26 protein-coding genes and 1 riboswitch are annotated in these 24,670 nt (G+C 61.9%); of the genes, 10 read left to right on the top strand and 16 right to left on the bottom strand.

Annotation, left to right across the window (positions count from 1 at the left end; translation table 11 throughout):
* Nucleotides 1–131 precede the first annotated feature (131 nt).
* The 3 genes from B0B52_RS02885 to B0B52_RS02875 all read left to right on the top strand — a co-directional run bounded on the left by B0B52_RS02885 (nt 132) and on the right by B0B52_RS02875 (nt 1,815).
* Nucleotides 132–536, top strand: coding sequence for a GFA family protein (locus tag B0B52_RS02885; protein WP_077592096.1), 405 nt, complete (start codon nt 132–134; stop codon nt 534–536).
* Between the two features lie 232 nt (nt 537–768).
* Nucleotides 769–1,221, top strand: coding sequence for a hypothetical protein (locus B0B52_RS02880; protein WP_139351788.1), 453 nt, complete (start codon nt 769–771; stop codon nt 1,219–1,221).
* Between the two features lie 198 nt (nt 1,222–1,419).
* Complete coding sequence (locus B0B52_RS02875; RefSeq protein ID WP_077592157.1) at nt 1,420–1,815, top strand: VOC family protein; 396 nt, start codon at nt 1,420–1,422, stop codon at nt 1,813–1,815.
* Between the two features lie 10 nt (nt 1,816–1,825).
* Here B0B52_RS02875 and B0B52_RS02870 read toward each other — a convergent pair whose 3' ends face one another.
* Nucleotides 1,826–2,653 carry a UPF0149 family protein gene (locus B0B52_RS02870; RefSeq protein ID WP_077592094.1) on the bottom strand — a complete coding sequence of 276 codons (828 nt, stop codon included), beginning with the start codon at nt 2,651–2,653 and terminating at the stop codon, nt 1,826–1,828.
* 87 nt (nt 2,654–2,740) lie between these two features.
* Between B0B52_RS02870 and B0B52_RS02865 the strand changes: the two genes are divergently transcribed.
* Complete coding sequence (locus tag B0B52_RS02865; protein WP_077592093.1) at nt 2,741–4,408, top strand: FMN-binding glutamate synthase family protein; 1,668 nt, start codon at nt 2,741–2,743, stop codon at nt 4,406–4,408.
* A 151-nt stretch (nt 4,409–4,559) separates the two neighbouring features.
* Here B0B52_RS02865 and B0B52_RS02860 read toward each other — a convergent pair whose 3' ends face one another.
* Nucleotides 4,560–4,949 carry a tautomerase family protein gene (locus B0B52_RS02860; protein WP_077592092.1) on the bottom strand — a complete coding sequence of 130 codons (390 nt, stop codon included), beginning with the start codon at nt 4,947–4,949 and terminating at the stop codon, nt 4,560–4,562.
* Between the two features lie 106 nt (nt 4,950–5,055).
* Between B0B52_RS02860 and B0B52_RS02855 the strand changes: the two genes are divergently transcribed.
* Nucleotides 5,056–5,940, top strand: coding sequence for a LysR family transcriptional regulator (locus tag B0B52_RS02855; protein ID WP_077592091.1), 885 nt, complete (start codon nt 5,056–5,058; stop codon nt 5,938–5,940).
* Here B0B52_RS02855 and B0B52_RS02850 read toward each other — a convergent pair.
* From B0B52_RS02850 to argS, 8 genes are all read right to left on the bottom strand, one after another.
* Entirely contained in the window at nt 5,937–6,362 is a 426-nt protein-coding gene (locus tag B0B52_RS02850) for a putative toxin-antitoxin system toxin component, PIN family (protein WP_077592090.1), read from the bottom strand. The genes B0B52_RS02855 and B0B52_RS02850 overlap by 4 nt on opposite strands.
* Entirely contained in the window at nt 6,363–7,730 is a 1,368-nt protein-coding gene (locus B0B52_RS02845) for a class I SAM-dependent RNA methyltransferase (RefSeq protein ID WP_077592089.1), read from the bottom strand.
* Nucleotides 7,727–9,262: an RNA polymerase factor sigma-54 gene (locus B0B52_RS02840; protein ID WP_077592088.1), complete on the bottom strand. Its 1,536-nt coding sequence runs from the start codon at nt 9,260–9,262 to the stop codon at nt 7,727–7,729. The genes B0B52_RS02845 and B0B52_RS02840 overlap by 4 nt, the downstream gene beginning before the upstream one ends.
* A gap of 142 nt (nt 9,263–9,404) precedes the next feature.
* A complete protein-coding gene (lptB, locus tag B0B52_RS02835; protein WP_077592087.1) occupies nt 9,405–10,172 on the bottom strand; it encodes an LPS export ABC transporter ATP-binding protein in 768 nt (255 codons plus the stop codon).
* A gap of 8 nt (nt 10,173–10,180) precedes the next feature.
* On the bottom strand, nt 10,181–10,807 hold the full coding sequence (gene lptA, locus B0B52_RS02830) for a lipopolysaccharide transport periplasmic protein LptA (RefSeq protein WP_077592156.1): 627 nt from the start codon (nt 10,805–10,807) through the stop codon (nt 10,181–10,183).
* Nucleotides 10,808–11,009: 202 nt separating this feature from the next.
* Nucleotides 11,010–11,657 carry a thiol:disulfide interchange protein DsbA/DsbL gene (locus tag B0B52_RS02825; RefSeq protein WP_077592086.1) on the bottom strand — a complete coding sequence of 216 codons (648 nt, stop codon included), beginning with the start codon at nt 11,655–11,657 and terminating at the stop codon, nt 11,010–11,012.
* A 77-nt stretch (nt 11,658–11,734) separates the two neighbouring features.
* Nucleotides 11,735–12,364 (bottom strand): SPOR domain-containing protein, encoded by a 630-nt coding sequence (locus tag B0B52_RS02820; RefSeq protein ID WP_077592085.1) that lies wholly within the window; start codon nt 12,362–12,364, stop codon nt 11,735–11,737.
* 47 nt (nt 12,365–12,411) lie between these two features.
* Nucleotides 12,412–14,088, bottom strand: coding sequence for an arginine--tRNA ligase (argS, locus tag B0B52_RS02815; RefSeq protein WP_077592084.1), 1,677 nt, complete (start codon nt 14,086–14,088; stop codon nt 12,412–12,414).
* Between the two features lie 115 nt (nt 14,089–14,203).
* Here argS and B0B52_RS02810 point away from each other — a divergent pair, with 115 nt between their 5' ends.
* Both B0B52_RS02810 and B0B52_RS02805 read left to right on the top strand, forming a co-directional pair.
* The gene (locus tag B0B52_RS02810) at nt 14,204–14,500 is read left to right on the top strand and encodes a PsiF family protein (protein ID WP_077592083.1); all 297 of its coding nucleotides are present in this window, start codon (nt 14,204–14,206) and stop codon (nt 14,498–14,500) included.
* A gap of 91 nt (nt 14,501–14,591) precedes the next feature.
* Nucleotides 14,592–14,685, top strand: a riboswitch (glycine riboswitch).
* Nucleotides 14,686–14,901: 216 nt separating this feature from the next.
* Entirely contained in the window at nt 14,902–16,209 is a 1,308-nt protein-coding gene (locus tag B0B52_RS02805) for a D-amino acid dehydrogenase (RefSeq protein ID WP_077592082.1), read from the top strand.
* A 36-nt stretch (nt 16,210–16,245) separates the two neighbouring features.
* Here B0B52_RS02805 and B0B52_RS02800 read toward each other — a convergent pair whose 3' ends face one another.
* The 3 genes from B0B52_RS02800 to B0B52_RS02790 are packed head-to-tail and all read right to left on the bottom strand — an operon-like array spanning nt 16,246 to nt 18,890.
* Nucleotides 16,246–16,695: a DUF2214 family protein gene (locus tag B0B52_RS02800; RefSeq protein WP_077592081.1), complete on the bottom strand. Its 450-nt coding sequence runs from the start codon at nt 16,693–16,695 to the stop codon at nt 16,246–16,248.
* Between the two features lie 13 nt (nt 16,696–16,708).
* On the bottom strand, nt 16,709–17,632 hold the full coding sequence (locus B0B52_RS02795; protein WP_077592080.1) for a LysR family transcriptional regulator: 924 nt from the start codon (nt 17,630–17,632) through the stop codon (nt 16,709–16,711).
* Between the two features lie 49 nt (nt 17,633–17,681).
* Nucleotides 17,682–18,890, bottom strand: a complete 1,209-nt coding sequence (locus B0B52_RS02790) for a CaiB/BaiF CoA-transferase family protein (RefSeq protein ID WP_077592079.1) — start codon at nt 18,888–18,890, stop codon at nt 17,682–17,684.
* Here B0B52_RS02790 and B0B52_RS22400 point away from each other — a divergent pair.
* Complete coding sequence (locus B0B52_RS22400) at nt 18,889–19,029, top strand: hypothetical protein (protein ID WP_168173463.1); 141 nt, start codon at nt 18,889–18,891, stop codon at nt 19,027–19,029. The genes B0B52_RS02790 and B0B52_RS22400 overlap by 2 nt on opposite strands.
* Nucleotides 19,030–19,236: 207 nt before the next feature.
* Here the strand turns inward: B0B52_RS22400 and B0B52_RS02785 are convergent, their stop codons facing one another.
* Nucleotides 19,237–20,163, bottom strand: coding sequence for an aldose 1-epimerase (locus B0B52_RS02785; protein WP_077592078.1), 927 nt, complete (start codon nt 20,161–20,163; stop codon nt 19,237–19,239).
* 52 nt (nt 20,164–20,215) lie between these two features.
* Nucleotides 20,216–21,157, bottom strand: coding sequence for an SMP-30/gluconolactonase/LRE family protein (locus B0B52_RS02780; RefSeq protein ID WP_077592077.1), 942 nt, complete (start codon nt 21,155–21,157; stop codon nt 20,216–20,218).
* A gap of 151 nt (nt 21,158–21,308) precedes the next feature.
* Here B0B52_RS02780 and B0B52_RS02775 point away from each other — a divergent pair, with 151 nt between their 5' ends.
* A complete protein-coding gene (locus B0B52_RS02775; protein WP_174575467.1) occupies nt 21,309–22,094 on the top strand; it encodes an SDR family NAD(P)-dependent oxidoreductase in 786 nt (261 codons plus the stop codon).
* A gap of 10 nt (nt 22,095–22,104) precedes the next feature.
* On the opposite strand, the gene B0B52_RS02770 is transcribed toward B0B52_RS02775, so the two are convergent.
* Nucleotides 22,105–23,064 (bottom strand): LysR family transcriptional regulator, encoded by a 960-nt coding sequence (locus B0B52_RS02770; RefSeq protein ID WP_077592075.1) that lies wholly within the window; start codon nt 23,062–23,064, stop codon nt 22,105–22,107.
* Nucleotides 23,065–23,170: 106 nt separating this feature from the next.
* Between B0B52_RS02770 and B0B52_RS02765 the strand changes: the two genes are divergently transcribed.
* On the top strand, nt 23,171–24,622 hold the full coding sequence (locus B0B52_RS02765) for an aldehyde dehydrogenase family protein (RefSeq protein WP_077592074.1): 1,452 nt from the start codon (nt 23,171–23,173) through the stop codon (nt 24,620–24,622).
* Nucleotides 24,623–24,670 lie beyond the last annotated feature (48 nt).

Here is a 24,670-nt window from a genome sequence, read left to right as displayed (position 1 = left end):
TTGCGCGGTCTGCTGACACCCTCCGTTCGCAGTTGAACATGACTGCATGTGTTGCGCTGCAAGTGGGATTGACGGTGTAAATTCCGTTGGGCATCATTCAAGATTTGTCCCTCTCACTACGGAGCAAATGCATGAAGAAAACCTACCACGGCAGTTGCCACTGCGGCGCAGTACGCTACGAGGCAGACCTCGATCTGAGTACCGGCACCGGAAAGTGCAATTGCTCAATCTGTACCAAGACGAGGAACTGGGGCGTCACTATCAAGCCCGCAGATTTCCGCCTGCTTTCCGGCGAGTCCGATCTGAGCGACTACCAGTTTGGAACAAAGAGTGCGCATCACCTGTTCTGCAAACATTGCGGTGTTCGCCCGTTTGGCCGCGGATACATCGAACAGATCGGCGGAGACTATGTCTCCATCCAGGTGGGCACACTCGACGATGCGTCCCCCGAAGAACTCCTGCAAGCGCCTGTCAAGTTCTTCAACGGGCGGGACAACAGCTGGTGGACGGAGCCCGCGGAGACGCGGCACCTGTAGGCAGTACCCCGGAGTGAGTACCGTGGGCCGCGGCAATTTGCTATGAATTAGATAGCTATTGGCGCCCGTACTTATTGGGCCAACAGCCTGAAATACTCCGATCTTTTTCCGTATCGCGTTTCAGAGGCGAAAAAAGGCATTTTGCGGTGTTTCGCAAAATTTTCATCCCTGCATGAATTTGCGGTGCGTTGCGGTAAAAATTTAACAAGTACGTCATGGACCGAATGGTTTAATGCTCAAGCAATTTGCCGGCCGGAAAACAATGCCTCATCCACTGCGCGAGACCATCAAGGAAAGGTTCTACCCTTTCGCAGAAGACCGGGGATTTGCACGCGTCAAATCCGGCAACTCGCTGTTTACGACTTTTCGCAAGAGTGACGGCGACATTGCATACGAGTTTGAGATTCAGTGGGACAAATACCACCGTCCTTATTTCGTTCTCAATTTCAACCTCCCTGAGGGAGCGAACGTACTCACCCGAACGAAGCGTGGTCGCCTGCAGCGCAAGAGGGGCGGTCCAATGAGTTGTTGGTTCAACCTCCGCAAGCCTTGGCTGGAGATCCTCCGAACTGGTCAGTTTAGGTACACGCCCGACGAAGTGGTAGACCATCTGATTTCATGCTTCCCAGAGATCGAAGCATGGTGGTCAAACGGCACCGAGGGACCACATGTCTACTGCATCTAAAGTGCAGGTTAACCAGGCGGTCAAACGGGCCACCACAAGCTGCTCTCGTGGTCCGTCGGCGCTTCCAGAGGAAGAGAATGACCACCGTGTACCGCTCGTCATCGCCCTTGCTCAAGATGCGCTTCAGGATGCCAGTTAACGCGGACGCCCGCGCTAATTCAGGCGTTGGGCGTCATAAGATTCACCTCGGAGGTAACCGTGTTCTCACATGTCTTCGTCGGCGTTAGCGATTTTGATCGCGGACTTGCGTTCTACAACCCGTTGATGGAAGCACTCGGCATCCAGGCTCGCTTCTGCGATAGAAGCCGACCATGGGCGGGCTGGCAATCCAATCCCGGTCCGAGGCCCCTTTTCCTGATCGGCAAGCCATACGACAGCCTTGCACCCGAGCCAGGTAACGGCAACATGGTTGCGTTCCTCGCAGAAACCCGGGCCGCCGTAGATCAAGCCTTCAGCATCGCTCTCGCCCATGGCGGCACGTCAGAGGGGTTGCCAGGTCTGAGGCCCGAGTACCACGAGAACTACTATGGCGCGTACTTCCGGGATCCTGATGGAAACAAGCTTTGTGTGGCCTGCCATTCACCCCTCAGCTGAAGCCCAAGTTTTAACCCGCCCCATGACACTTCTTGTATTTCTTGCCGCTGCCACAAGGGCATAAATCATTGCGGCCAGGCGCGGCTTCTTTGTGCACCGTGGCCACTTTGGCGCCAAAGCTGCGCCAGAAACCGCGCAAGTCGTACACCGCCCACAGCGCTTCGCCGAATTGTTCAAGCCGCGTTTCGCTGGCACTGGGCGCGGCGTCTTCGCCCAGCATGGGCATTTCCATCGGGCCCGGGTCGTCTTCGGTCAGCTCGATGATGGCGCCCAGCGCTGTGTCGAGTGCGTCGACGGCCTGCTTGTCCTTGGCTTCCTGGCGTGACAAGGCCCACTCATCGGGCCAGGACTCGACGGCGTACATGAAACCCAGCGCCCAGACCTGCGCAAACGAGGGCACGCTGGCCATGTCGATGTCTTTGCGTTCTTCTTCTGGCAGTTGGGCCAGCATGCCGCGCATGTCGCCGACCTGTGGGTAAAAAGCGCGTTCGTCCTGCAGGCTTTTTACGTCTTCATCCAGTGCGCGGCAGATGTCCTGGTAGCGGCGCGTCCACAAATCCATGAACTGCGCGCGCTGCTCCTCGCTGGCAAACAATTGCCTGGCGGCGGCCAGGTCTTCGGCACCCTCGAAGTCGAGCAGCACGGCCATGAATTCTTCTGACGGGATTTCACGTCGGGTGCAGGCCAGCGCGGCCATGAAGCCCTCGCAGAACTCCCACTGCGGCGTTTCTTCCTCGCGGCTGCGCAGGTCGTCGAGGATGTCATCCAGCGTCTCGAAATCTTCGGGAGCCAAGGCGCCCGGAAAAGGGGCGCCGGGTGGGGAAAGTGCGTCTGTCATGGGGTGTCCGTGGCGTTTTAACTCGTATGATTGGCAGTGTAGCCTCAGGCCCCCAGGGCCCTGCGCCCAACCATTGCGGAGACCCGTATGCTCGACCGTCTGAACGCTGTGTACCCAGTCCGCTACATGGCTCTCGCCCTGTGCCTGGCTGGCTTTATGGTTAGCCTGGCTGCGCTGCTGATTTCAGGCCACGGCTGGCCGGCGCTGTTGCTGTTTGGTGTGCCTGCGAGCGTGGGCTTGCACGACATCCGGCAGACCAAAAGCTCCATTCTTCGCAACTACCCGGTGATAGGCCACCTGCGTTTCATCCTGGAGTTCATACGTCCGGAGATGCGCCAGTACTTCATTGAAAGCGACGCGGAGGCCGCGCCCTTTTCCCGCTCGCAGCGTTCTTTGGTGTACCAGCGCGCCAAGGGCGAGCTGGACAACCGGCCTTTCGGCACGCAGCTGGACGTGAGCCAGCATGGCTACGAATGGATCAACCATTCGGTGCAACCTACACACATTGCCTCGCACGACTTCCGCATCACTATCGGCCCGAAAGCGGCCCAGCCCTACAGCGCCAGCATCTTCAATATCTCGGCCATGAGTTTCGGCTCCCTGTCGGCGCCTGCCATCCTGGCGCTCAACAGTGGCGCCAAACGTGGCGGCTTTGCGCACGACACGGGCGAAGGGTCCATCTCGCAACACCATCGTGTGCACGGCGGCGACCTGATCTGGGAAATCGGCTCGGGCTATTTCGGCTGCCGCAACGATGACGGCAGTTTCAGCGCTGAACGCTTCACGCTCAACGCGAGCCATCCGCAGGTCAGGATGATTGAACTCAAGCTGAGCCAGGGCGCCAAACCCGGGCACGGCGGCATCTTGCCGGGCGCCAAGGTGACGCCCGAGATTGCGGCAGCGCGCGGCGTGCCGGTAGGCAAGGACTGCATCTCGCCCTCGTCGCACAGCGCGTTTTCAACGCCGGTGGAGATGATGCAGTTCATCGCCCGGCTGCGCGAACTCTCGGGCGGCAAGCCCACCGGCTTCAAGTTTTGCATTGGCCACCCGTGGGAATGGTTTGCCATGGTCAAGGCCATGCTGGAAACCGGCATCACGCCGGACTTCATCGTGGTCGACGGGGCCGAGGGTGGCACCGGCGCCGCGCCACTGGAATTCACCGACCACGTGGGCGCACCGGTACAGGAAGGGCTGCTGCTGGTGCACAACACACTGCTGGGCGTGGGCCTGCGCAACAAGATCAGCCTGGGCAGCGCCGGCAAGATCATCAGCGCCTTTGACATTGCACGCATGATGGCGCTGGGTGCCGACTGGTGCAACTCCGGGCGGGCCTTCATGTTTGCCTTGGGCTGCATCCAGGCGCAAACCTGCCACACAGGCAAGTGCCCTACAGGCGTCACCACGCAGGACCCGGCGCGCCAGCAGGCATTGGTGGTACCCGACAAGGCCGAGCGGGTGTGGCGCTTTCACCAAAGCACGCTCAAGGCACTGAAGGAAATTCTGGAAGCGGCAGGCTTGCGTCACACCAACGAACTCACCGCGCACCATATCGTGCGGCGCATCAATGACACCGAGGTGCGCTTGCTGTCAAACTTGGTGATGCATGTGAAGGAAGGCTCGCTGTTGAACGACCTGGACAGCCAGCACCAGGTCTTCAAGCTTTACTGGCCGCTGGCCAGCGCGCACAGCTTTGCGGTGACCCCACCGCCGGAAAAAGCTTCCAGCCCCTCCCGCCCCTTGCCAAGCGCTGCCTGAGTTCCCGGCTTCAGGTCTGATTTGCTACCTTATTGATAGCTGCTTGCGCCCGCGCATAAAGGGCTCATAACCATTTGTGCTGAATATTTTTTAAAACGGCCACTTCAGGCGTATCCACCCGTACCGATCTATCCGCATGCAGCGCCGGCAGCTACTGTGCCGAATGACCGTCATACGCCCGGCCGCAACCCAGCGACCAGTCTATGGGCGAGTTTTCCGTCAACGTGATCATGATGTCGTCCGGAACAAAGCCTGCTGCCACCGCCTTTTCAACCACGTAGCCATACAGCTTGCGCTTTTGATCGTCACTACGACCCCCCAGGAAAGTAATTTCCACGATCGATGCGTCCGGCGTGCGCATCACATCCGGAAAGGTGGGGTTCAGGATCATCGCGCTGGGCTGAAACCGCGAGATGAGCTGGAAGCGGTCATCGGCGGGCACCTTACAGGTTTCAACCAGTCCCTCGTGAACGGCATCCGCAAGCGCCCTGACTTGTTCTTGCGAAAGGTGTTCGGGCACTGAAATACGGGCTAGTGGCATGTCGATATCTCCAATGGAAGTGAAAATCCACTGTATAACGACGAAAAATGCAGATAAATAGCCCGCACGGTCACTTATTCAGACCAAAACTGCAAGAATCAACGCCATGCAATCCACCGATGACATCGGCCTCTTTGTCCGCACGGTCGACCTCGGAACCTTTGTTGCCGCAGGGCTGGAAGCTGGGCTGAGTGCGTCGGCGGTCGCACGTATCGTGTCCCGGCTGGAGCGTAGGCTTGGCGCGAAGTTGCTGCATCGCTCGACGCGGCGGCTCGTGCTGACCCAGGAGGGGGAAACCTATCTCGTCCATGCCCGCGCCATCGTGGCTGCGGTGGAAGAGGCCGAAGCCCAGGTCCGGCTGGGTCATGGGCGCCCGCGGGGCCTGGTCCGCGTCAACGCAGGAACTGCGTTTGCCAAGCACAAGCTGGTCCGCCTGTTGCCGCAGTTCCAGGCGCAGTACCCGGAAATCTCCATTGAACTGACAGTCAGCGATCAGCGGATTGACCCCGTCCTCGATCAAATCGATGTCACCATCCGGGTGGGGCCTCTGCAGGACTCTGAACTTGTGCTTCTGCGCCTGGGTACGGTCAGTCGCATCATTGCCGCCAGCCCGGATTACCTGGCCCGCAAGGGGATTCCGCTGCAGCCCCGTGATCTGCTGGACCACAACTGCCTGCAGCTAAGTGGTTTTGCGCGCCTGGCGCAATGGCCCATGCTGGAGAACGGAAAACGCGTGATGCTGCCTGTAGAAGGCTCCATCGCCTGCGACAGCGCCGACCTGCTGCTTGACCTGGCACTGGCGGGTGTCGGCATCGTTCGCCTGGGTGATTTTCTGGGCGAACAAGCCCTGGCCGAAGGGCGCCTGGTGCCCTTGTTGTCAGAATGTCATGACAGGGACCCGACCCCGTTATCAGCGCTGATTCTTCCGGGGCGGCAAAACATTCCACGGGTACGCGCGTTCATCGACTTCCTGAAGGCCGCCCTTGCCTAAATTGCTGCTTGCGCCCTGACCCCAAGACTTGCCAGCCGCCTTTTCATCGAAAGCACTGCGCGGTCTTTGCTCAGCAGCAGGGCTTGTCCCGCGATCGCCAGGTCGATGAATTTCTGGTCATCCGGGTCGCTGCAGGTCACGCAGGCTTTGTCCGCGACTTTCGTCAGGCGGGCATGCCGGTCAAAATTCGCCAGCACATCGGCTGCGCTTAGTTTGTAAAACGCCAGGCGCGGAACAATTTGTGGGTAAGCCAGCACGCGCTCCAGCTCATCACGCATGGCCTGCGTAGCCACCCAATCCAGCTTGCCGGCTTCCAGCGCCGCCTTGAGCGGAAGGGCCGCGGCATCGTTGAAGACAAAAACATCGAGCACGATGTTGGTGTCGAGCACCACGCAGGCGCCGTTGCGTGCGGGCGTGGCCATTCAGGAAGTAGCTGCGGGCTTGTTCTCGCGGGCCGAGCCGGCCACCATGTCGAAGCGGAACAGGCGGCATTCGATGGGGCCGTTCCACATCGGTACGCGGCGTGACTCCTTGAGGCGCATTTTTTGCGGCAGCTTCATATCGGGTGTGAGCACGTGGGCGGTCCAGCCGGCGTAGTTTTTCTTCCAGTGGCTGGCCAGCTGGGGAAAGAAGTCCGAGACCTCCTCGCCAGTGGCAGTCTGTGCCTGCTCCCGGCCCTGGTTGGCACCCCGGTCGCGGCGCGGCGCAGCGCCCGACTCGTCGCGCTCATCGCCTGACCCCTGCGCCAGCGGCTGGCCAAACTCGTCGATGGCCTCGCCCTGGAATTGTGTGGAGCGGCGCTGGTCCCGGCCCTGCACGGCCGGAATGCCCGCCACACCGGCCACATCGATACGCTCACCATACGGCGGGTTGACCAGCATCACGCCCGAAGGCGCGGGCGGCATGCGCTGCAATGCGTCGCCCCCGCGCAGCTGCACGGCGCCGGCCACCCCTGCGCGCTCGGCATTGCGCTGGGCAAAGTCGACCATGCGGAAGGACACATCGCTGCCGAAAACAGGCGCCATTGGTTCGGTGATGGCGGCCTCGGCCTGGTCCAGCAGGCCTTCCCACACATGCGGCTGGAAGGGCACAAATTTTTCAAAGGCAAAACGCCGGCCCATGCCGGCCGCAATGTTGCGGGCGACCTGCGCCGCCTCGATAACGATGGTGCCGGAGCCGCAGCAGGGGTCGTACAAGGGCACGCCCTGTTTGCACAACTGGTCCCAACCGCTGGCGGCAATCATTGCCGCGGCCAGGGTTTCCTTCAGCGGGGCATCGCCCTTGTCCTCGCGCCAGCCGCGCTTGAACAGCGGCTCACCCGAGGTGTCGATGTACAGCGTGACGGTGTCGGTGGTCAGGTGCACGTAGACGCGCACGTCGGGCCAGCGCGTGTCGACATCCGGACGCACATCGTATTTGTCCCGGAAGCGGTCGGCAATCGCGTCCTTGATCTTGAGCGCGGCAAAGTTCAGGCTGGTCAACGGGCTGTGCTGCGCGGTGATCTCGACTTTGAAGGTCTGCTTGGGTGTGAACCAGATCTCCCAGGCCACGGCCGCAGCGGCGTTGTAGAGGTCCTGCTCGCTGCGGTAGCTGTTGTGTGCCAGCTCGATCAGCACACGCTGCGCCAGGCGGCTGTGCAGGTTGAGTTGCAGCGCGTCGCGCCAGGAACCCGTGACCTGCACGCCCGCGCGCCAGGCTTTGCCCTGGTTGCCGGTGATGCGCTTGACTTCGGCGGCCAGCAGCTCCTCCACGCCCGCGGCGCAGGGCAAAAATAACTGGAGTTGGTTCATAGAGATTTTCTGAGGTTGGCCGGCGCAATTCGCAGGGCTTCGCGGTACTTGGCAACGGTGCGGCGCGCGCATTCAATGCCCTGTTCCTTGAGCATCTCGGAGATCTGGTTGTCGCTGAGCGGTTTTTTCAGGTTTTCGGAAGCAACAAACTGCTTGATCAGCGCGCGCACCGCGGTGCTTGACGCATTGCCGCCGGTTTCGGTGCCCAGCGCAGAGCCGAAGAAATACTTGAGCTCGAAAGTACCGAAGGGCGTGCTCATGTATTTGGCGGTGGTCACGCGCGAGATTGTTGATTCATGCAGGCCCAGCTCGTCGGCGATTTCGCGCAGCACCAGCGGCCGCATGGCGAGTTCGCCATGGGTGAAGAAGTTTTTCTGACGCTCCACAATCGCGCTGCTCACGCGCAGGATGGTGTCGAAGCGCTGCTGGATGTTCTTGATGAACCAGCGCGCCTCCTGCAGGCGCTGCTGCAGGGCCTGGCCGCCCTGGCCCTTGTTCTGCTTGAGGGCGTTGGCATAGATGTCGTGCACGCGCAGGCGCGGCATCACGTCGCTGTTGAGCGAGACCTTGAAGCCGCGGCCCGACTTGACGACCAGCACATCGGGCACGATCAGGTTGCGCTCGACATTGACAAAACGCCGGCCCGGCTTTGGGTCCAGCCGGCCGATCAGCGCAATCGCACCCTTGATCACACTCTCGGTAAACCCGCAGAGCTGGGCCAGGCGCTTGAAGTCGCGCTTGGCCAGCAGCTCTATGGGCTGCTTGCACATGGCCATAGCGGCGCGGGTTTCGTCGCAGTCCTTGCAGTCCAGCAGCTGCAGGCCCAGGCACTCGGCGAGGTTTCGCGCGCCGACGCCGGCGGGCTCCATGTGGTGCAGCAGCTTGAGCGCCACGGCAAACTCGTGTTCAAGTTGCTCCAGCTGTTCGAGGTCGTCCCCGGCCAGGCCGGCCGCCAGCGAGGCCAGGCTGTCTTCCAGGTAGCCGTCATCGTTCAGGGACTCAATGAGGAAGTGCAGCGCGGCCTTGCCTTCGGGCGACAGGCGCAGCGACAGGGCCTGGCGGTGCAGATGATCCTGCAGCGACTCTTGGTTGCGGGCCAGCTCGGTGGCGTCGACGTCGCTGTCGTCGTTGTTGTTCTTGCGCGGCGTGGCGTCACCACCCCATTCGTTGTCGTCCGGCGCGGTGTCCACGCTGCCGTCGCCGTCCCAGCTTTCCTCCAGCTTGGCTTCGCTGCTGGGTTCAGCATCATTTGAGCTCGCAGCCCCCGTATCGTCTGGATTGCTTGCTACGGATTCTGTAGTGGACTCAAACTCCCGCGTTTCCAGGCTGACCGGCGTATCGACCTGGCCGAGGCCAAAATCCTCACGCGGCGCCGCCTCTTCGGCCAGCTCAAGAAACGGATTTTCGTCAAGCATCTGCTCAACTTCCTGGCTCAGCTCAAGCGTCGACAACTGCAGCAGGCGGATCGACTGCTGCAACTGGGGCGTGAGCGCCAGATGCTGCGAAACGCGTAGCGAAAGACCTTGTTTCACGTCTGCCCCGCAAAGCCACCAGGGTTGGACGAGGGCGGTTGTTCAAGCGTGGGCCGTGGAACCGGCTTTGCCGGGCCGCAGGCGCAGCCCCCTTGAGGGGGGAAGGGGCTACACGAAGTGAGCCAACGACGGGGGGGAGCCATCACATCTTGAAGTGCTCACCGAGATAGACCCGGCGCACATCGGCGTTGTTCACGATTTCAGAAGGCGTTCCGGTCGCCAGCACATGGCCGTCGCTGATGATGCAGGCGTGGTCGCAGATGCCCAGGGTTTCGCGGACGTTGTGATCGGTAATGAGAACACCGATGCCGCGGGATTTGAGGAAACCGATGATGCGCTGGATCTCGATCACCGCAATCGGGTCGATGCCAGCGAAAGGTTCGTCGAGCAAAATGAAGCGTGGCTGCGTCGCCAGCGCGCGGGCAATTTCGACGCGGCGCCGCTCGCCACCGGACAGCGCCGGCGCGGGCGAATCGCGCAGGTGGTCCACGCGCAGGTCCTGCAGCAAGGAATCCAACCGCTCATTGATAGACGCTGCGCTCAGCGGCTTGCCGGCCTCGTCGGTTTGCAACTCGAGCACGGCGCGCACGTTCTGCTCCACCGTGAGTTTGCGAAAGATCGAGGCTTCCTGCGGCAGATAACTCAGGCCGAGACGCGAGCGTTTGTGAATCGGCATGTGCTCGACCGACTCGCCGTCAATCGTGATCTCGCCGGCATCGGCGCGCACCAGTCCGACGATCATGTAAAAGGACGTGGTTTTGCCCGCACCATTGGGGCCGAGCAAACCGACCACCTCCCCTTTTTGCACTGTCAGGGATACATCCTTGACGACCTGGCGGCTTCCATATGATTTTTGCAGGCCGGTGGCGACCAGACGACTAGGGGGAGCAGTTTCCGGAGACACATCCATGGGGAGATTTATTTCTTGTCATTGCCCAGCGTGGTGCTGGGACGCAAATTGGGCGACGGGCCGGTCGCCGGCGGCGTCACGGGGGCGCCTGGCGCGGGGGTTTTGCCGCGCGGGGCCAGCAGGGCGCGAATGCGCCCGCTCGGATTGGCAGCCGTCTTGCCCTGAGGGCCGCTGTCAACGGTAAATACGTCTGTCTTGTTGTCATAAACAATCAGATCACCGGTCGTTTCATCGGCCAGGGTGGCGCCCATGTACCGGCGTAGCACCGCTCGCCGGATGAATTTGACGGTGTCGGCGCGGCTGTCGTATTCGATGCGTTCGCCTTCGCCTTCGATGTATTCGTCCACCCCGTCGCGCTTGCGCCGATAAAAGGCCAGCTTGTCGGGCGCGGCAATCACAATCGCCGCCTGGTAGCCTTCCACGTCCTGTTTCACATCAACCCGGGCGCCCCGGATGATGATGGTGCCCTTGGTGATAACGACATTACCGGTAAAAACGCTGGTCTGGTTGAGGTCGTCATAACGCAGGGCATCTGCCTCGGCGTTCATGGGTTTCTCACTGTCGGCTTTTTCGGCCGCGACCGGAAAAACCACCAGGGTTGCGGCCAGCATCAATAAACAGGCGGAGGTTTTCATAAAGGCACGAATCTTGCTGCTTTTGTTGTGTTGACTCATTGTAGCGACGCATCCCGGTGGGAACGGACGCCGCACACAAAAAACCCGCCGGTTCAGGGGCGGGTGGCAGGCCGGCCTGCTCAGAAGGCCGGAAGGTATGGCGCAAAGGGCCCCCGGACCGGCACACCACGATGCGGGGTGCCAGACTCAGGCGGGCAAAAACCTAGCCCTTGCGAACCTCGTTGATCAGGTAATCAGTGATGATGAGAGCACGCTCCATGGTTTGCGCGAGGGAGCCCGAGGTATAGAAGCGCCCTGCAACGCCCAAGGCAGGAACGCCATCAATTTTGTAGGCATCCTGCAGCTGCGTGGCCTTGCGCGCCTTGGTGGCGACAGAAAAAGAGTTGTAAAGCTCGAGAAATTTCGCTTTATTGATGCCCTGCTTTTCGACCCAGGCGGCGATCAGGTCCGGCGTATTGAGCAACTGCTTTTCCGCGTGAATGGCGTAAAACACTTTTTTGTGCAGTTCCTGCACCTTGTTCATGGCTTCGAGCACATAGTAAAGCCGCTGTTGTGGCTCGAAATCAGGACGGAACGCGATCGGCACACGGCGAATCACGACGTCCTTGGGCGCTTTTTTGATCCACTCTTCCAGTGCCGGCTCAAAACGGTTGCAGTGCGGGCAGCTGTACCAGAAGAACTCCACCACTTCCACCTTGCCTGCCGGCGCCTCCACGGGCGCCCGTTTGTCCAGCGCGAGGTAGTCACTGCCCTCCTTGGGCGCCTGGGCCTGGGCCACAGTGGCGAAAGTGCCAAGGGAAGTAGCTGCGGCCACCGAGGCGGCGGAAATCGAAAATTCACGTCGTTGCATCAATCATTTCTCCGTTAGTGCGCAAGGTTTGACACCTTGCCGCCAGAAAGTTCAGTCCTGCCCGCCGCAAGGCATGGTTATCGCTGAACCCGAACCAGCGCGGTTTCCACGCCGCTGGCATCGAGCCGCTCTTTGGCCTTTTCGGCCTCGTCCTTTTTGTCGAAGGGGCCCAAGCGCACGCGGTAGACAGTTCGGCCGGATTGCTCGCGCTCGGTCACCTTGGCCTGCAAGCCCATCAAGGATATTTTGGCCCGCTGCTGCTCGGCGTCTTCCGGCGTGCGGAAGGCACCCACCTGCACAAAATAGTTAAAGGGGTCGGTACCCGCAGGCGCGGCACCAGTTACAGCAGGCGCTTCGGGAGCTGGCGGAGCGGCCTGCTTGGCCTTGGCCAGATCGCCGATCGGATCGGCCGAAGGCTTGGCGGGTTTGGCCGTCGGTTCAGCCGCCGGTTTCTGCTCGCCCACTGGACCGGATGCCGGGGTCGAGGCTGGCTTGACCGGGTTTTTGCCATACAGCGGCGCATTCGGGTCCCAATCGCGGTTCTTTTTGGCTTCAGCTGCATCATGGTCAGGGCTGCGCGACTGGCTTTTGTTCATGAAGGGAATGGGCACTTTCGTGACATACACGGCCACCGCCAAGGCAGCGGCCAGGCCAATCAGCGCGCCAATAATGAGCCCAAGCAGGGTCCCGCCTCGTTGTGTATGCATGCCTTGCCTGGTGATAGGGAAATTGCGCGCCATGATTTCGTCGGTCCTTACATCTTGCGCGGGGCGTCCACACCCAGCACAGCCAGTCCATTGTGCAACACCTGTGCGGTCGCAGCCACCAGTGCCAGGCGCGCCAGCTTGACCACATCGTCCTCAACCAGGATGCGTTCGGCATCGTAATAGCTGTGGTAGCAGGCGGCCAGTTCGCGCAGGTAAAAAGCCACGTCGTGCGGCGCAAAACCGGTGGCGGCATTGGCGAGCATGTCGGGGTATTTGGCCATCAGCAGCATCAGCGCCTGGGCCTGCGGACTGCTCAGGGCCGAGAGGTCCGCTCCCTTGAGTGTGGCCGTGTCGCCGCCCCAGGCTGCCAGCACGGAACAGATGCGGGCGTGGGCGTATTGCACGTAATACACCGGGTTTTCATTGTTCTTGGCCAGGGCCAGATCAATATCAAACACATACTCGGTGTCGGGCTTGCGGCTGAGCAGAAAAAAGCGCACCGCATCCTTGCTGGTCCACTCGATCAGGTCGCGCAGCGTGACATAACTGCCGGCGCGTTTGGAGATTTTCACTTCCTCGCCGTTACGCATCACACGCACCATGGTGTGCAGCACGTAGTCGGGGTAGCCCTCGGGAATGCCGGCGCCTGCTGCCTGCAGGCCGGCACGCACGCGCGCAATCGTGCCGTGGTGGTCCATGCCCTGGATGTTGATGGCCTTGGTGAAGCCGCGCTCCCATTTGGCGAGGTGATAGGCGACGTCGGGCACGAAGTAGGTGTAGCTGCCGTCGCTTTTTTTCATCACGCGGTCTTTGTCGTCGCCGTAATCGGTGGACTTCAGCCAGAGCGCGCCATCCTGTTCATAGGTTTTTCCGGCGCCCTTGAGCCTGGCCACCGTCGATTCGACCCGGCCCGAGCTGTACAGGCTGGACTCGAGGTAGTAATTGTTGAAACCAACCGAAAAGGCTTTCAGGTCCAGGTCCTGCTCGTGGCGCAGGTAGGCCACGGCAAATTGGCGGATGGCGTCCAGGTCCTCAATGTCGCCCGATGCGGTGAATTCTCGGTCGTCGGATTTGACGGTTTTTTTGGCGATGAAGTCGCGCGCGATGTCGTCGATGTAGTCGCCGTTGTAGGCGGGCTCGGGCCAGAGCGCGTCACCAGGCTTCAAACCTTTGGCGCGGGCCTGTGTGCTGGTGGCCAGCGTGTGGATCTGCACGCCGGCGTCGTTGTAATAGAACTCGCGATAAACATTCCAGCCCTGGGTGGCGAAGAGGTTGCAGATGGCATCGCCCAGCGCAGCCTGGCGGCCATGGCCCACATGCAGCGGGCCTGTCGGATTGGCGGAGACGAACTCGACAATCATGCGCCGCGCTTCCTCTGCGGGCTTGACGCCGTATTGCGCGGCGGCCGTGAGTATCTCGCGCACCGTGGCCTGTTTGGCGGCGGGCTTGAGCCGGAAATTGATGAAGCCTGGCCCGGCGATCTCGATCGCATCGACCCACTGGCTGTAGGCCGGCGCAGCCAGCAGCGCCTCACGCAGGCCTTCGGCCACCTGGCGCGGATTGAGCTTGAGGGGTTTGGCCAGCTGCATGGCAGCGGTGGACGCAAAGTCGCCATGGGCCGCCACCTTGGGCGACTCAAAGGCGGCCTTGGCACCGGCGCCGGGTGAAAGCTTTTCCAGCTCTGCGGCCAGGACCGCGAGCAATTCTTGTTTGACTAGGAGCATGCGTTGATTTTACGGTTTGCGCTGGGACGGTCATCCGGCCTGTCGCAACACGCGTTATGTACTGGAATTCCAGCCGGGATTCAATCCAACCCGTTTTCCCAATATTGGAGCCGCCATGAAAAAACTGTTGTCCCTGATCGCTGTCTCTTTCGTCCTGTCGACGGGCCTGTCTGCGGTGGCCCACGCCGCCGGCGAACCCGCCAAAACCACCCAACAGACCAAGATGGGCGCGTGCAACAAGGAGGCTGAAGGCAAGAAGGGCGACGAGCGCAAAGCTTTCATGAAGCAGTGCCTGAGCGCCAAGGCCGAAGCGCCCGCGCAGCAAACCAAAATGAAGACCTGCAATGTGGAAGCCAAAGGCAAAAAAGGCGATGAACGAAAGGCCTTCATGAAAGAGTGCCTGAGCAAGTAGGCTCTGCCTCCCGTCACGACCAACCCCGGCAGCCTCGCTGCCGGGGTTTTCTTTTGCGGCGCGCCATCTGCAATTGCGGCATGTCACAATGGAGCTTCATTCAAGAGAGTGTTTGCGCCCCGGGCGCAGGCCGCCGAAGGCGCAATCTCCCATGATCGCTCAGGCTCCCGTATTGAATGAAACACGCCGAATCTGGAGAGAGTTGCCGCGCAATGCGGCAACCACCGAAGGAGCAAAGCCCGGCCAGCGCCGAATGCGCTGCGGGTTGAATCTCTCAGGTACCAAGGACAGTGGGAGCGGCACCTTGACGGGTGTACGCTGCCGCCTTGAGATGCTATTTATTTCATAGCTGCTTGCGCATACCCGACAAGGGCTTGCGACCTTCTTTCCTTGGAATTCTCATGAAAGTCACTGTTTTGGGTGCCGGCGTCACCGGCATCACCTCTGCCTGGTTTTTGCATCAGGCCGGCCACGAAGTCACCGTCATCGACCGCCAGCCCGGCGCGGGGATGGAAACCAGCTTTGCCAACGGCGGACAGGTCTCCGTCAGCCATGCCGAACCCTGGGCCAACCCGGGCGCACCGCTGAAGGTGCTGAAGTGGCTGATGCGTGAAGACGCGCCGCTGCTCTTTCGCTTGCGCCCCGACCTGAACCAGTGGCTGTGGGGGCTGGACTTCCTGCGCCAGTGCACACCGGGCCGCACGCGCCACAACATCAAGCAGATGGTGAACCTCGGCCTTTACAGCCGCGCCACACTGCAGAACCTGCGCGCCGCCACCGGCATCGATTACCAGCAGAAAACCGAAGGCATCCTGCACTTCTACACCAGTGAAAAAGAGTATGCCGATGCGCAGGCGCCGGCGGCGCTGATGCGCGAGTACGGGTGCGAGCTCGACATGAAAACACCCGACGAATGCATTGCCATCGAACCGGCGCTGGCCGCCAGCCGCGGCCAGCTCGTGGGTGGCAGCATGACGGCCAGCGATGAGTCGGGCGATGCCCACCAGTTCACGGCCAAGCTGGCAGCCCTGTGCGCTTCGGCCGGCGTCGAGTTTTTGTACAACACCCGCATCGTCGGCGCGCGCCGGGAGGGCGGCGCGCTGGCGGGTGTGCAGATTGCCAATGCCGACGGCATCGTCAGCGAAGTCCAGTCCGACGCCTATGTGATGTGCCTGGGCGCCTACAGCCCGCAGTGGGCGAAGTTGTTGGGCCAGACCCTGCGCATCTACCCGGCCAAGGGCTACTCGGTCACCCTGCCTGTGATCAACGAGGCGGCTTCGTTCAATGTCTCGCTGACCGACGACGAGTACAAACTGGTTTTTTCGCGCCTTGGCAATCGGCTCCGCATTGCCGGCACGGCCGAGCTGGGCGGCTACAACACCGACCTGAACCTGGTACGCTGCGAGGCCATTGTGCGGCGCGTGCGCCAGCTCTTCCCCGAGATGACGGATGGACAAAATGCGCAGTACTGGACCGGGCTGCGGCCGGCCACGCCGTCCAACGTACCTTACATCGGCGCCTCGACAACCCGCAAGCTGTTCCTCAATACCGGGCACGGCACGCTGGGCTGGACACACGCCTGCGGCTCGGGCGCAGCGATTGCCGACATCGTGAGCGGGCGCGTGCCGGAAGTGGACTTTGCGTTCACAGGCCTGGCGCAGGAGCGCAGGCAAATCTCGCTGGGCAAGCCGGTGGCGGCTCAGCCCTGAGTCCGGCGCAGGCGGGTGCGGGCCGCATCCGTCCTTTTAACCAAAGCCGCGCGCCAGAAACACCGCGGCCAGCGGGATAAAAGGCAGGATGTGCGCCTGCACCATCACCAGCCTGCGTGCCTTCTGCACCGAGGCCGCATCGGGCAAGGCGCCGCTCGCACGCAGCTCACGCTGCCATCGGGCAAACATCAGTGTGGGCTTGATGGACAGCAGCCCGATGGCAACAAACAGCCCCAGCTTGACATAAAACAGCGGGTTGGTGACATACCAGCCCATGCCTTTGGCACCGAGGAAAACGCGCAGCAGGCCTGTCAGGAGAACGGCAACGGCTGCGATGCCGTAAATCATGTCGATCTTGCGCAGGCGCTCAACCACCGCTGCGTTCAGCCATTCAGAACGGCACAGGGCCGCCTCGCTCGCAAGAAACACCACCATGGTCAGAATGGTGAGGATATGGACATAAGCGAGCAGGGCTTCCAGTGTCATGCGATGTCCTTTTTCAGTGGCGCGGCGCGCGCAGGCTGGCCCAGAACTCGGGCTGTCCGTAGTTATGCTTGAGAAAATCTATCCACAAACGCACCCGCAGCGGCAAGTGCTTGCGCTGGGGAAACACCGCGTAAATGCCGTTCGGTGGCGCATTGAAGTCCTGCAGCAGCGCGACCAGCTTGCCTTCAGCAATTTCGGCCTCGACTTCCCAGGTGCTGCGCCAGGCAATGCCGTAACCTTCCATGCACCAATCGTGCAGGACCTGGCCGTCCGAGCAGTCGAGCGGCCCGCCGGGTTTGAGGTGCACCACGTCACCTGCAACCTGGAAAGCCCAGCCGCGGGTTTGCGATGCGTCGCTGGACAGGGTCAGGCAGTCGAATTTCGCCAGGTCGGTGGGATGCTGCGGCGTGCCATGGCGTTTGAGGTAGTCGGGAGTGGCCACGCACAGGCGGCGGTTGTCCGCCATGCGCACACTGACCAGCGACGAGTCAGGCATGTCACCCACACGCACCGCGCAATCAAAACCCTCACCCGCCAGATCGACCACGCGGTCGCTGAGGTTCAGCGAGATCGTGACATCCGCATGCAGCTGGCGAAAGCGCGGCACCAGCGGTGCCACATGGCGGCGCCCGAAGCCGGCAGGCGCCGTGATACGCAGGTGGCCGCTGGCCTTGACGCCGCCGGCCGAGACACTGGCCTCGGCATTGGCAACATCAATCAGCAGTCGCTGACAGTCCTCAAGGAAGGCACTGCCTTCATGCGTCAGCGTGATGCGGCGCGTGGTGCGCACCAGCAGCTTGACCCCCAGCCGCTCCTCCAGCGCATCCAGCCGGCGCCCCATGATGGCCGGCGCCACACCCTCGGCATTGGCGGCGGCAGTCAGGCTGCCGCGCGTGGCCACTGAGACGAAGGATTCCATCTGCTTGAGTTTGTCCATGGCCAGCGATTATGCGCACGAAAGGTGGCAATGGGTGCTCAAAGGTCTTTTATTGCGCCACGGCTACCACGGCTCCAGCCACCAGCGCAGCAACCTCCGCTTCGCTGTAACCCAAGCTGGCCAGCAGGCTGCGGCTGTGCTCGCCGAGCGCGGGCGGGTTCAGGCGAACACCGGGCCGCTCACCAGCCAGGGTCAGCGGCAGCAGCGGCACTTGGGTCGCACGGCCATCCGGCAGTGTCAGGGGCGCCAGCCCGCCTGTCTGCTGCAGGTGCGGATCGTCAAACAGGTCTTCGGGCCGGGTGATGGGCGCAAACGGCAAGCCGTGCAGCTCGAACAGCGCGCTGAGTTCCGCCGCCGTTCGCGGCGCCAGGCGTTCACGCAGCAGCGGCAACAGCCAGCTGCGCGCACGAACCCGGTCGTTGTTGCTGTCCAGCCGGTGGTCGGCCCGCAGGTCGGCCAAACCGAAGGCATCGCAAAACAGCTGCCACTGGGTGTCGCTGACCACGGCCAGGAAAACCTGCGCACCATCCTGCACCGTGAACACGTCGTAAATGCCCCAGGCCGAGATCCGCCCCGGCATGGGCGCAGCCGGCTGGCCCGTCACGGCGAACTGCATCATGTGCTGGGCCACGAGGAACACATTGTTTTCGAACAGTGCGGCCTGGACCTCTTGGCCCTTGCCGGTTTTTTCGCGCGCAGCCAGCGCAGCCATGGCACCTATGGCACCGAACATGCCGCCCATGATGTCGTTGACGCTGGCACCGGCACGCAGCGGGTCGCCGGGCCGACCCGTCATGTAGGCCAAGCCGCCCATCATCTGCACCACCTCATCGAGCGCGGTGCGGTGGTCGTAGGGGCCGGGCAAAAAACCCTTGTGGCTCACGTAGATCAGCCGCTCGTTCAGCTTCGACAGGCTGGCGTAGTCCAGCCCGAGTTTTTTCATGGTGCCGGGCTTGAAGTTTTCACTGACGATGTCAGCGGTGGCAATCAGGCGCAATGCCGCTTCGCGGCCTTCGGGCTGCTGCAGGTCCAGCGCAATGCTTTTCTTGTTGCGGTTGAACATCGGGAAAAAACCGGCGCCGGAACCCAGCAGCCGGCGCGTGTTGTCGCCGGCCAGGGGCTCGACCTTGATCACCTCGGCCCCCAGGTCGGCCAGTACCATCCCGCAGGTCGGGCCCATGACCATGTGGGTAAATTCGACAACGCGTATACCTGCATAAGGCAGGTTTTTTTGTCCGTCGGAAGCGGTCTCAGGCATGAAGACCTCTCTGCACAAGACCTTCCGGAAGGCAGGCCTCGGGCGTCATGCCGCAGTTTTGAAGGAGGGTTTGCATGTCGCTATTGTTGTGAAGAACTGCATCATTCTCTCTGCTGGAATACTGGCCCAGGGCTTTTGACGCGTCAAGCAAGGCTGCGCACAGGAACGGCCTGGAAGCCATCCGCGGCCACACCCGGGCCGACAATGCCGCCGCTTCCAATCGCTCGCGGCACAGGCGCTCCAATTTTGATAGCTACTAGTGCCGATGGGATAAGGGCTGGAGACCAAAAAGATCATCAATCGCATACAAAGATGCGGGAGCGGGGCTCATGCGCAGGCAACGGGCTCAGGCTTGTGCCGCGAGCGGCGCGACGCGCCACTGGATGTTGAGCGAGAACTGTTCACCCTGGCCAAGCACACGCAGGCCGGGCTGCCCCGGCATATGGAAGGCATCGATGGGCTGCGTGATGGGCTCAAAACAGAAAGCCGGGCCTTGCGGTGGCCGATAGATCAAGCAGAAATGCTGCGCGGCACCACCGTCCTGCTCGAAGTCCGGCATGTCAGCCGTGAGCTGCAAGCCCAGCTCGGGCCAGACAATGCTGGCCTTGCCGCCCCAGCCGGTGTAGCCGTTGTCGATGAGCGGGCCGTTGGCCGGCGCGCCCTCGTTCAGGTTCCAGCCCACCGGAAAACGGGTCGTGTGCGCAACTGGCAGCGGGTCGTCTCCGCAGAGCCAGAGGCCCTGCACCGGCGCGGTGATTCGCGTGGCCGGCGTGCGGGGAAACCAGGGGTGCACGCCCAGGCCGTAAGGCAGCGGCTCGGCGCCGAGGTGGCGCACCTGCACTCGCTGGTCCAGTCCGCCCTCCACCAGGCGGAAGGTCTGCACGGCTTCATAGTCACACGGGTTGCCGTCAAAGCGGTGCGACGTCAGCGTCATCACCAGTGTGTCGGCGGCCGGTTGCGAGATCTGCCAGGGCTGCAGCCAGCCGTCACCATGGATGGGATAGGGCTCGCCAGCGCGGTTCGGGCGCGTGGCGTGGAACCGCCCCTCGTGCGTGAAGCCGCCGCCGCTGATGCGGTTGGACCATGGCACCATGGCAAAGGAAGCTGTCTGGTAAAGATCGATTGTCTTGCCGTCCCACGGCCGCCAGAGGTCCAGGGGCCCCTGCGGACGGTCGAGTTGCCAGGCGGCCACGCTGCCGCCAAGCGAGGGAACCAGCCCAAGATGCTGGCCAGCGTTGCGCAGCCAGACGACGGGATGTGCGGACTCTGTCATGGAAGAACCTTCACGGGCAAAACAATCATGGGGGAAGCAGGCTGCACGGCCATTAACCGCCGAACAGGCTGGCAGGCAAGCCCGGGCTGTCGACGGCAACCGCAAACAGGCCACCGGCCAGCGGCTCGGCGGCAAGCTGTTCAGGCGTGAGACCGCTTCGGGCGGTGGTGATATAGAGTGTGCGCAGATCAGGCCCGCCAAAGGCGCAGTTGGTCACATGGCGTGTGGGCAGGGTCACGCGGCAGAGTTCCTGCGCGCTCACCGGGTCATGACAGCTGATGCAGGCGCCGCCCCAGTGTGCGATCCACAACCGGCCGGCGGCATCCGTGGTCATGCCGTCGGGCACACCGTCGTCCGCTGCAAAAGCCAGCCAGAGCCGCTTGTTCGAAACTGTTCCTGTCGCAGCGTCGAAGTCATACGCATGAATGTGGCCATTGACCGTGTCGTTGAAGTACAGGGTACGGCCATCGGCAGACCAGGTCGGGCCATTGGTCACGGCGAAGCCTTCGTCATGGCGGGTGCAGCGGCCGTCCGGGTCGTACCGGTAAAGCGCACCGGTGGGCGCCACGCAGTCAAAGTCCATGGTCCCGCCCCAGAAGCGGCCTTGCGCATCACACTTGCCGTCGTTGAAGCGGTTGCCGGGCAGCGCCGGTTCGGGCTGGTGCAGATAGTGCGGTTCGCTGTCGACCGCGGGGTCAAACAACGCGAAGCCGCGGCGCATGGTCACGATCAGGCCGGGCAGGTGGGTCCGTTCGGCCAGCGCGGAAATTTCTTCTGAAAAAGACCAGGTGGTGCGGGTAATGCTGGCCGGGTGGTAGCGATGCAGGCGGCACGCGAGAATATCCACCCAGTACAGGGCTTGCTCTCGTTCCGACCACATGGTGCCCTCACCCAAGCGCGCCCGGGCGGGATTGACACATTCAACAGCGCCCAGCACCGGCGTGCTCAGGGGCTGTCGATCCGTGTCTGCGGAGGTGTCTCGAATCGGGCTCACTCATCTCTCCAAATGCTGGTCTGCGTGCATGCGCCGTCCACGGCCTCTTGACGCGGTGGATCATATCAATGCATAGTGATGTTGGAAACTTATTATTTTTATATTTATTGATACATAAATTGCAATGTCAAACAATTCGACTTCTCCTGCCATGCGCACGGCCCCTTCAAGCAACACCCTGTCCCACTTTCCCAGCCTGAAGAACCGGTCTGTTTTTGTCACCGGGGGCGGAAGCGGTATAGGCGCCGCCATCGTGACGGCTTTTGCAGAGCAAGGCGCGCGCGTGGCCTTTATCGACGTGGCAAAGGAAGCCAGCGAGGCCTTGGCGGAAAACCTGGCGCAAGCGGGGCACGTCCGGCCATGGTGGCGAACCTGTGATGTCAAGGATGTGACTGCGCTGCAGACCGCCATCACCGAAGCGGCCGGGGCGTTGGGAGACTTCTCGGTACTGGTTAACAACGTTGCCAGCGACGACCGGCACAGCCTGGAGTCCGTAACGCCTGCGTATTACGACGAGCGCATGGCGATCAATGAACGGCCCGCTCTTTTTGCCATCCAGTCGGTGGTGCCGGGCATGCAGCGGCTGGGCGCCGGCTCCATCGTCAACCTGGGTTCGACCGGCTGGCAAGGCAAGGGCGCCGGCTACCCCTGTTATGCCATCGCCAAATCCTCGGTGAACGGCCTGACGCGCGGACTTGCAAAGACGCTGGGCCAGGATCGCATCCGCATCAACACCGTATCACCGGGCTGGGTCATGACCGAGCGGCAAATCAAGCTCTGGCTGGATGCCGAGGGCGAAAAGGAGATCCAGCGCAACCAGTGCCTGCCCGACAAACTGCTGCCCCATGACATTGCGCGCATGGTGTTGTTCCTGGCCTCCGACGACGGTGCCATGTGCACCGCACAGGAGTTCAAGGTGGACGCCGGTTGGGTTTGACCTTTAACCTTTAATCCACTTCGAGCCTGCGTCCGTAGAGTGTCAGGCTCGCGGTTTTCAGCGCTTTCATCATGACCTTGGCGGCAGGCGATGGCAGCCGGTCGGTGCGGGTGATGATGCCGAAAGCGTCCATGTGGCACGGCATGGCCAGCGGCAGCACAGAAACGATGCCGTGCGCCGCGTAATACCGCGCCACATCCGCCGCAAGCACCGCCACCATGTCGCTTTGCTGCAGCATGCGCGTGATGAAAAGCAGTGCTGACGACTCGATCACGTTGATGGGTGGCGCCAGCCCGTCTTCCTGAAACATCAGCTCGAACCGGTGCCGGAGCACACTGCCCGCAGGCGGCACAATCCAGCCGGCCGCCACCACGTCGCGCAGGGTCAGGCCGGTCATGCCCAGCAACGGGTGCCCCGGCCGCGCCACGGCGCACACCGGCTCCTCGGTCAGGGGCTCGTAGCGCAGGTTGGTCTTGTCATGCTCGGCAAACAGGCGTGCCACGAGGATGTCGAGCTTGCCCTGCTCCAGCCGCTCCAGCAGCACCGGGCTGGTTTCGATGTCCAGTGAAATACGCAGGCTCGGGTGCTCCTGCTTGACCAGGGCGACCGCCGGCGGCAGCAAGGCCAGCCCGGGCGAAGTGATCGCACCGATGCCAACCTGCCCGAAGTGGCCGGTCTTGAGGGCGGTGAGCTCGTCATGCGCCTGGTTCAGGCTGGCCAGCGCCATGCGGGCATGCCGGATCATGGTCTCGCCATACCAGGTTGGCCGCATGCCTCTGGGCAAGCGCTCGAACAGCGGTACTTCCAGAACGTCTTCGAGGTCTTTCAGCAGCTTGGAAGCGGCCGGCTGCGTCATGCTGAGCACCTGCGCGGCTCGATGAATATTGCCCTCTTCGGCCAAAGCCACCAGCAACAACAGTTGCCGGGTTTTGAGCCGTGCGCGTATGAACCAGTGGTTGTAAGTGCTCATCGGGTTTTCCAGAATGCATGGATTGATATGCATTTTGTCAAAAAAACGATTGGATTGATATCAAAATTAATCCTAGACTGCAGGCCGATATGAAAAAGAGGCTTTCATGAAGTTTGGCGAGATGCAGCAAAATGCGCGGCACTACATCAATGGCCGCTGGGAAACCGGTACCACCACCGGGATCAGCGAGAACCCTTCGGATACCCGGGAAGTGGTGGCCGAGTACGCACGAGCCGACCGCAACCAGACCGAACTGGCGATTCGGGCCGCTTCCGAGGCCCTGCCGCACTGGAGTCACAGCACGCCGCAGCGCCGCGCAGACGTACTCGATCAGATAGGCAGTGAAATCCTGGCGCGCAAAGACGAGCTGGGCATGCTGCTGGCGCGGGAAGAGGGGAAAACGCTGCCGGAAGGCATTGGCGAGGTGGCGCGCGCCGCACAGATATTCAAATTCTTCGCAGGTGAAGCACTGCGTATTCCCGGAGAGACCATGGCCTCGGTTCGGCCGGGCATCCAGGTCGACATCACCCGGGAACCCGTCGGTGTGGTGGGAATCATTGCGCCGTGGAATTTCCCATTTGCCATACCGGCCTGGAAAATCGCTCCCGCCCTGGCCTACGGCAATACGGTGGTCTTCAAGCCTGCCGAGCTGGTCCCTACCTGCGGTTGGGCGCTGGCAGAAATCATTAGCCGTTGCGGGCTCCCGGCTGGCGTCTTCAACCTGGTCATGGGCAGTGGCCGCGAAGTCGGGCAGACGCTGGTGGACCATCCCCTGGTGAATGCCTTGAGCTTCACCGGCTCGGTGGCGACCGGTGAGCGCATCCTTCAGTCCACCGCCGCGCGCCGCGCCAAGGTGCAGCTGGAAATGGGCGGCAAAAATCCACTGGTGATCCTGGCTGACGCAGATCTCGACCAGGCGATCGAATGTGCGGTGCAAGGCTCCTACTTCTCGACCGGCCAGCGTTGCACGGCATCAAGCCGCCTGATTGTTGAGGCGTCAGTGCATGACGCTTTCGTGGCCCGGTTGCGCAACCGCCTGGCTGGGCTCAAGGTTGGTCACGCGCTGGAACGGGGCATCGACATCGGGCCGGTGGTGGACCGCAACCAGCTTGAACAGAATCAGTCCTACCTGGAGATTGCGCGCAACGAAGGCGCCGAGCACGTCTGGGGCGGGGAGCTGCTGGAACGCCCGACACCTGGGCATTACATGAGCCCGGCGCTGTTCCTGGCCCGACCGGAGCATCGCGTCGCACGCGAAGAAATTTTCGGGCCCGTCGCCTGCGTGTTGCGCGCCGATGACTACGACCATGCGTTGGCCCTGGCCAACGACACGCCTTTCGGTCTGTGTGCCGGCATTTGCACCACTTCTCTCAAACACGCCACGCATTTCAAACGCCACGCCGAGGTGGGCATGACCATGGTCAACCTGCCCACCGCAGGCGTCGATTTTCATGTGCCGTTTGGCGGGCGCAAGGGATCGAGCTACGGTCCACGCGAGCAGGGTCGTTACGCCGCGGAGTTTTATACCACTGTAAAGACAGGCTACGTGCTAGCCTGAGTCACTGAAGATCACCAGAGAACTGTTAGTTTTTATTTCAACCAAGGA

It is taken from the genome of Polaromonas sp. A23 (genome assembly GCF_002001015.1).
In the GTDB taxonomy this organism is placed as follows: Bacteria; Pseudomonadota; Gammaproteobacteria; order Burkholderiales; family Burkholderiaceae_C; genus Polaromonas.
This window is presented reverse-complemented; position numbering and strand designations above follow the sequence as displayed.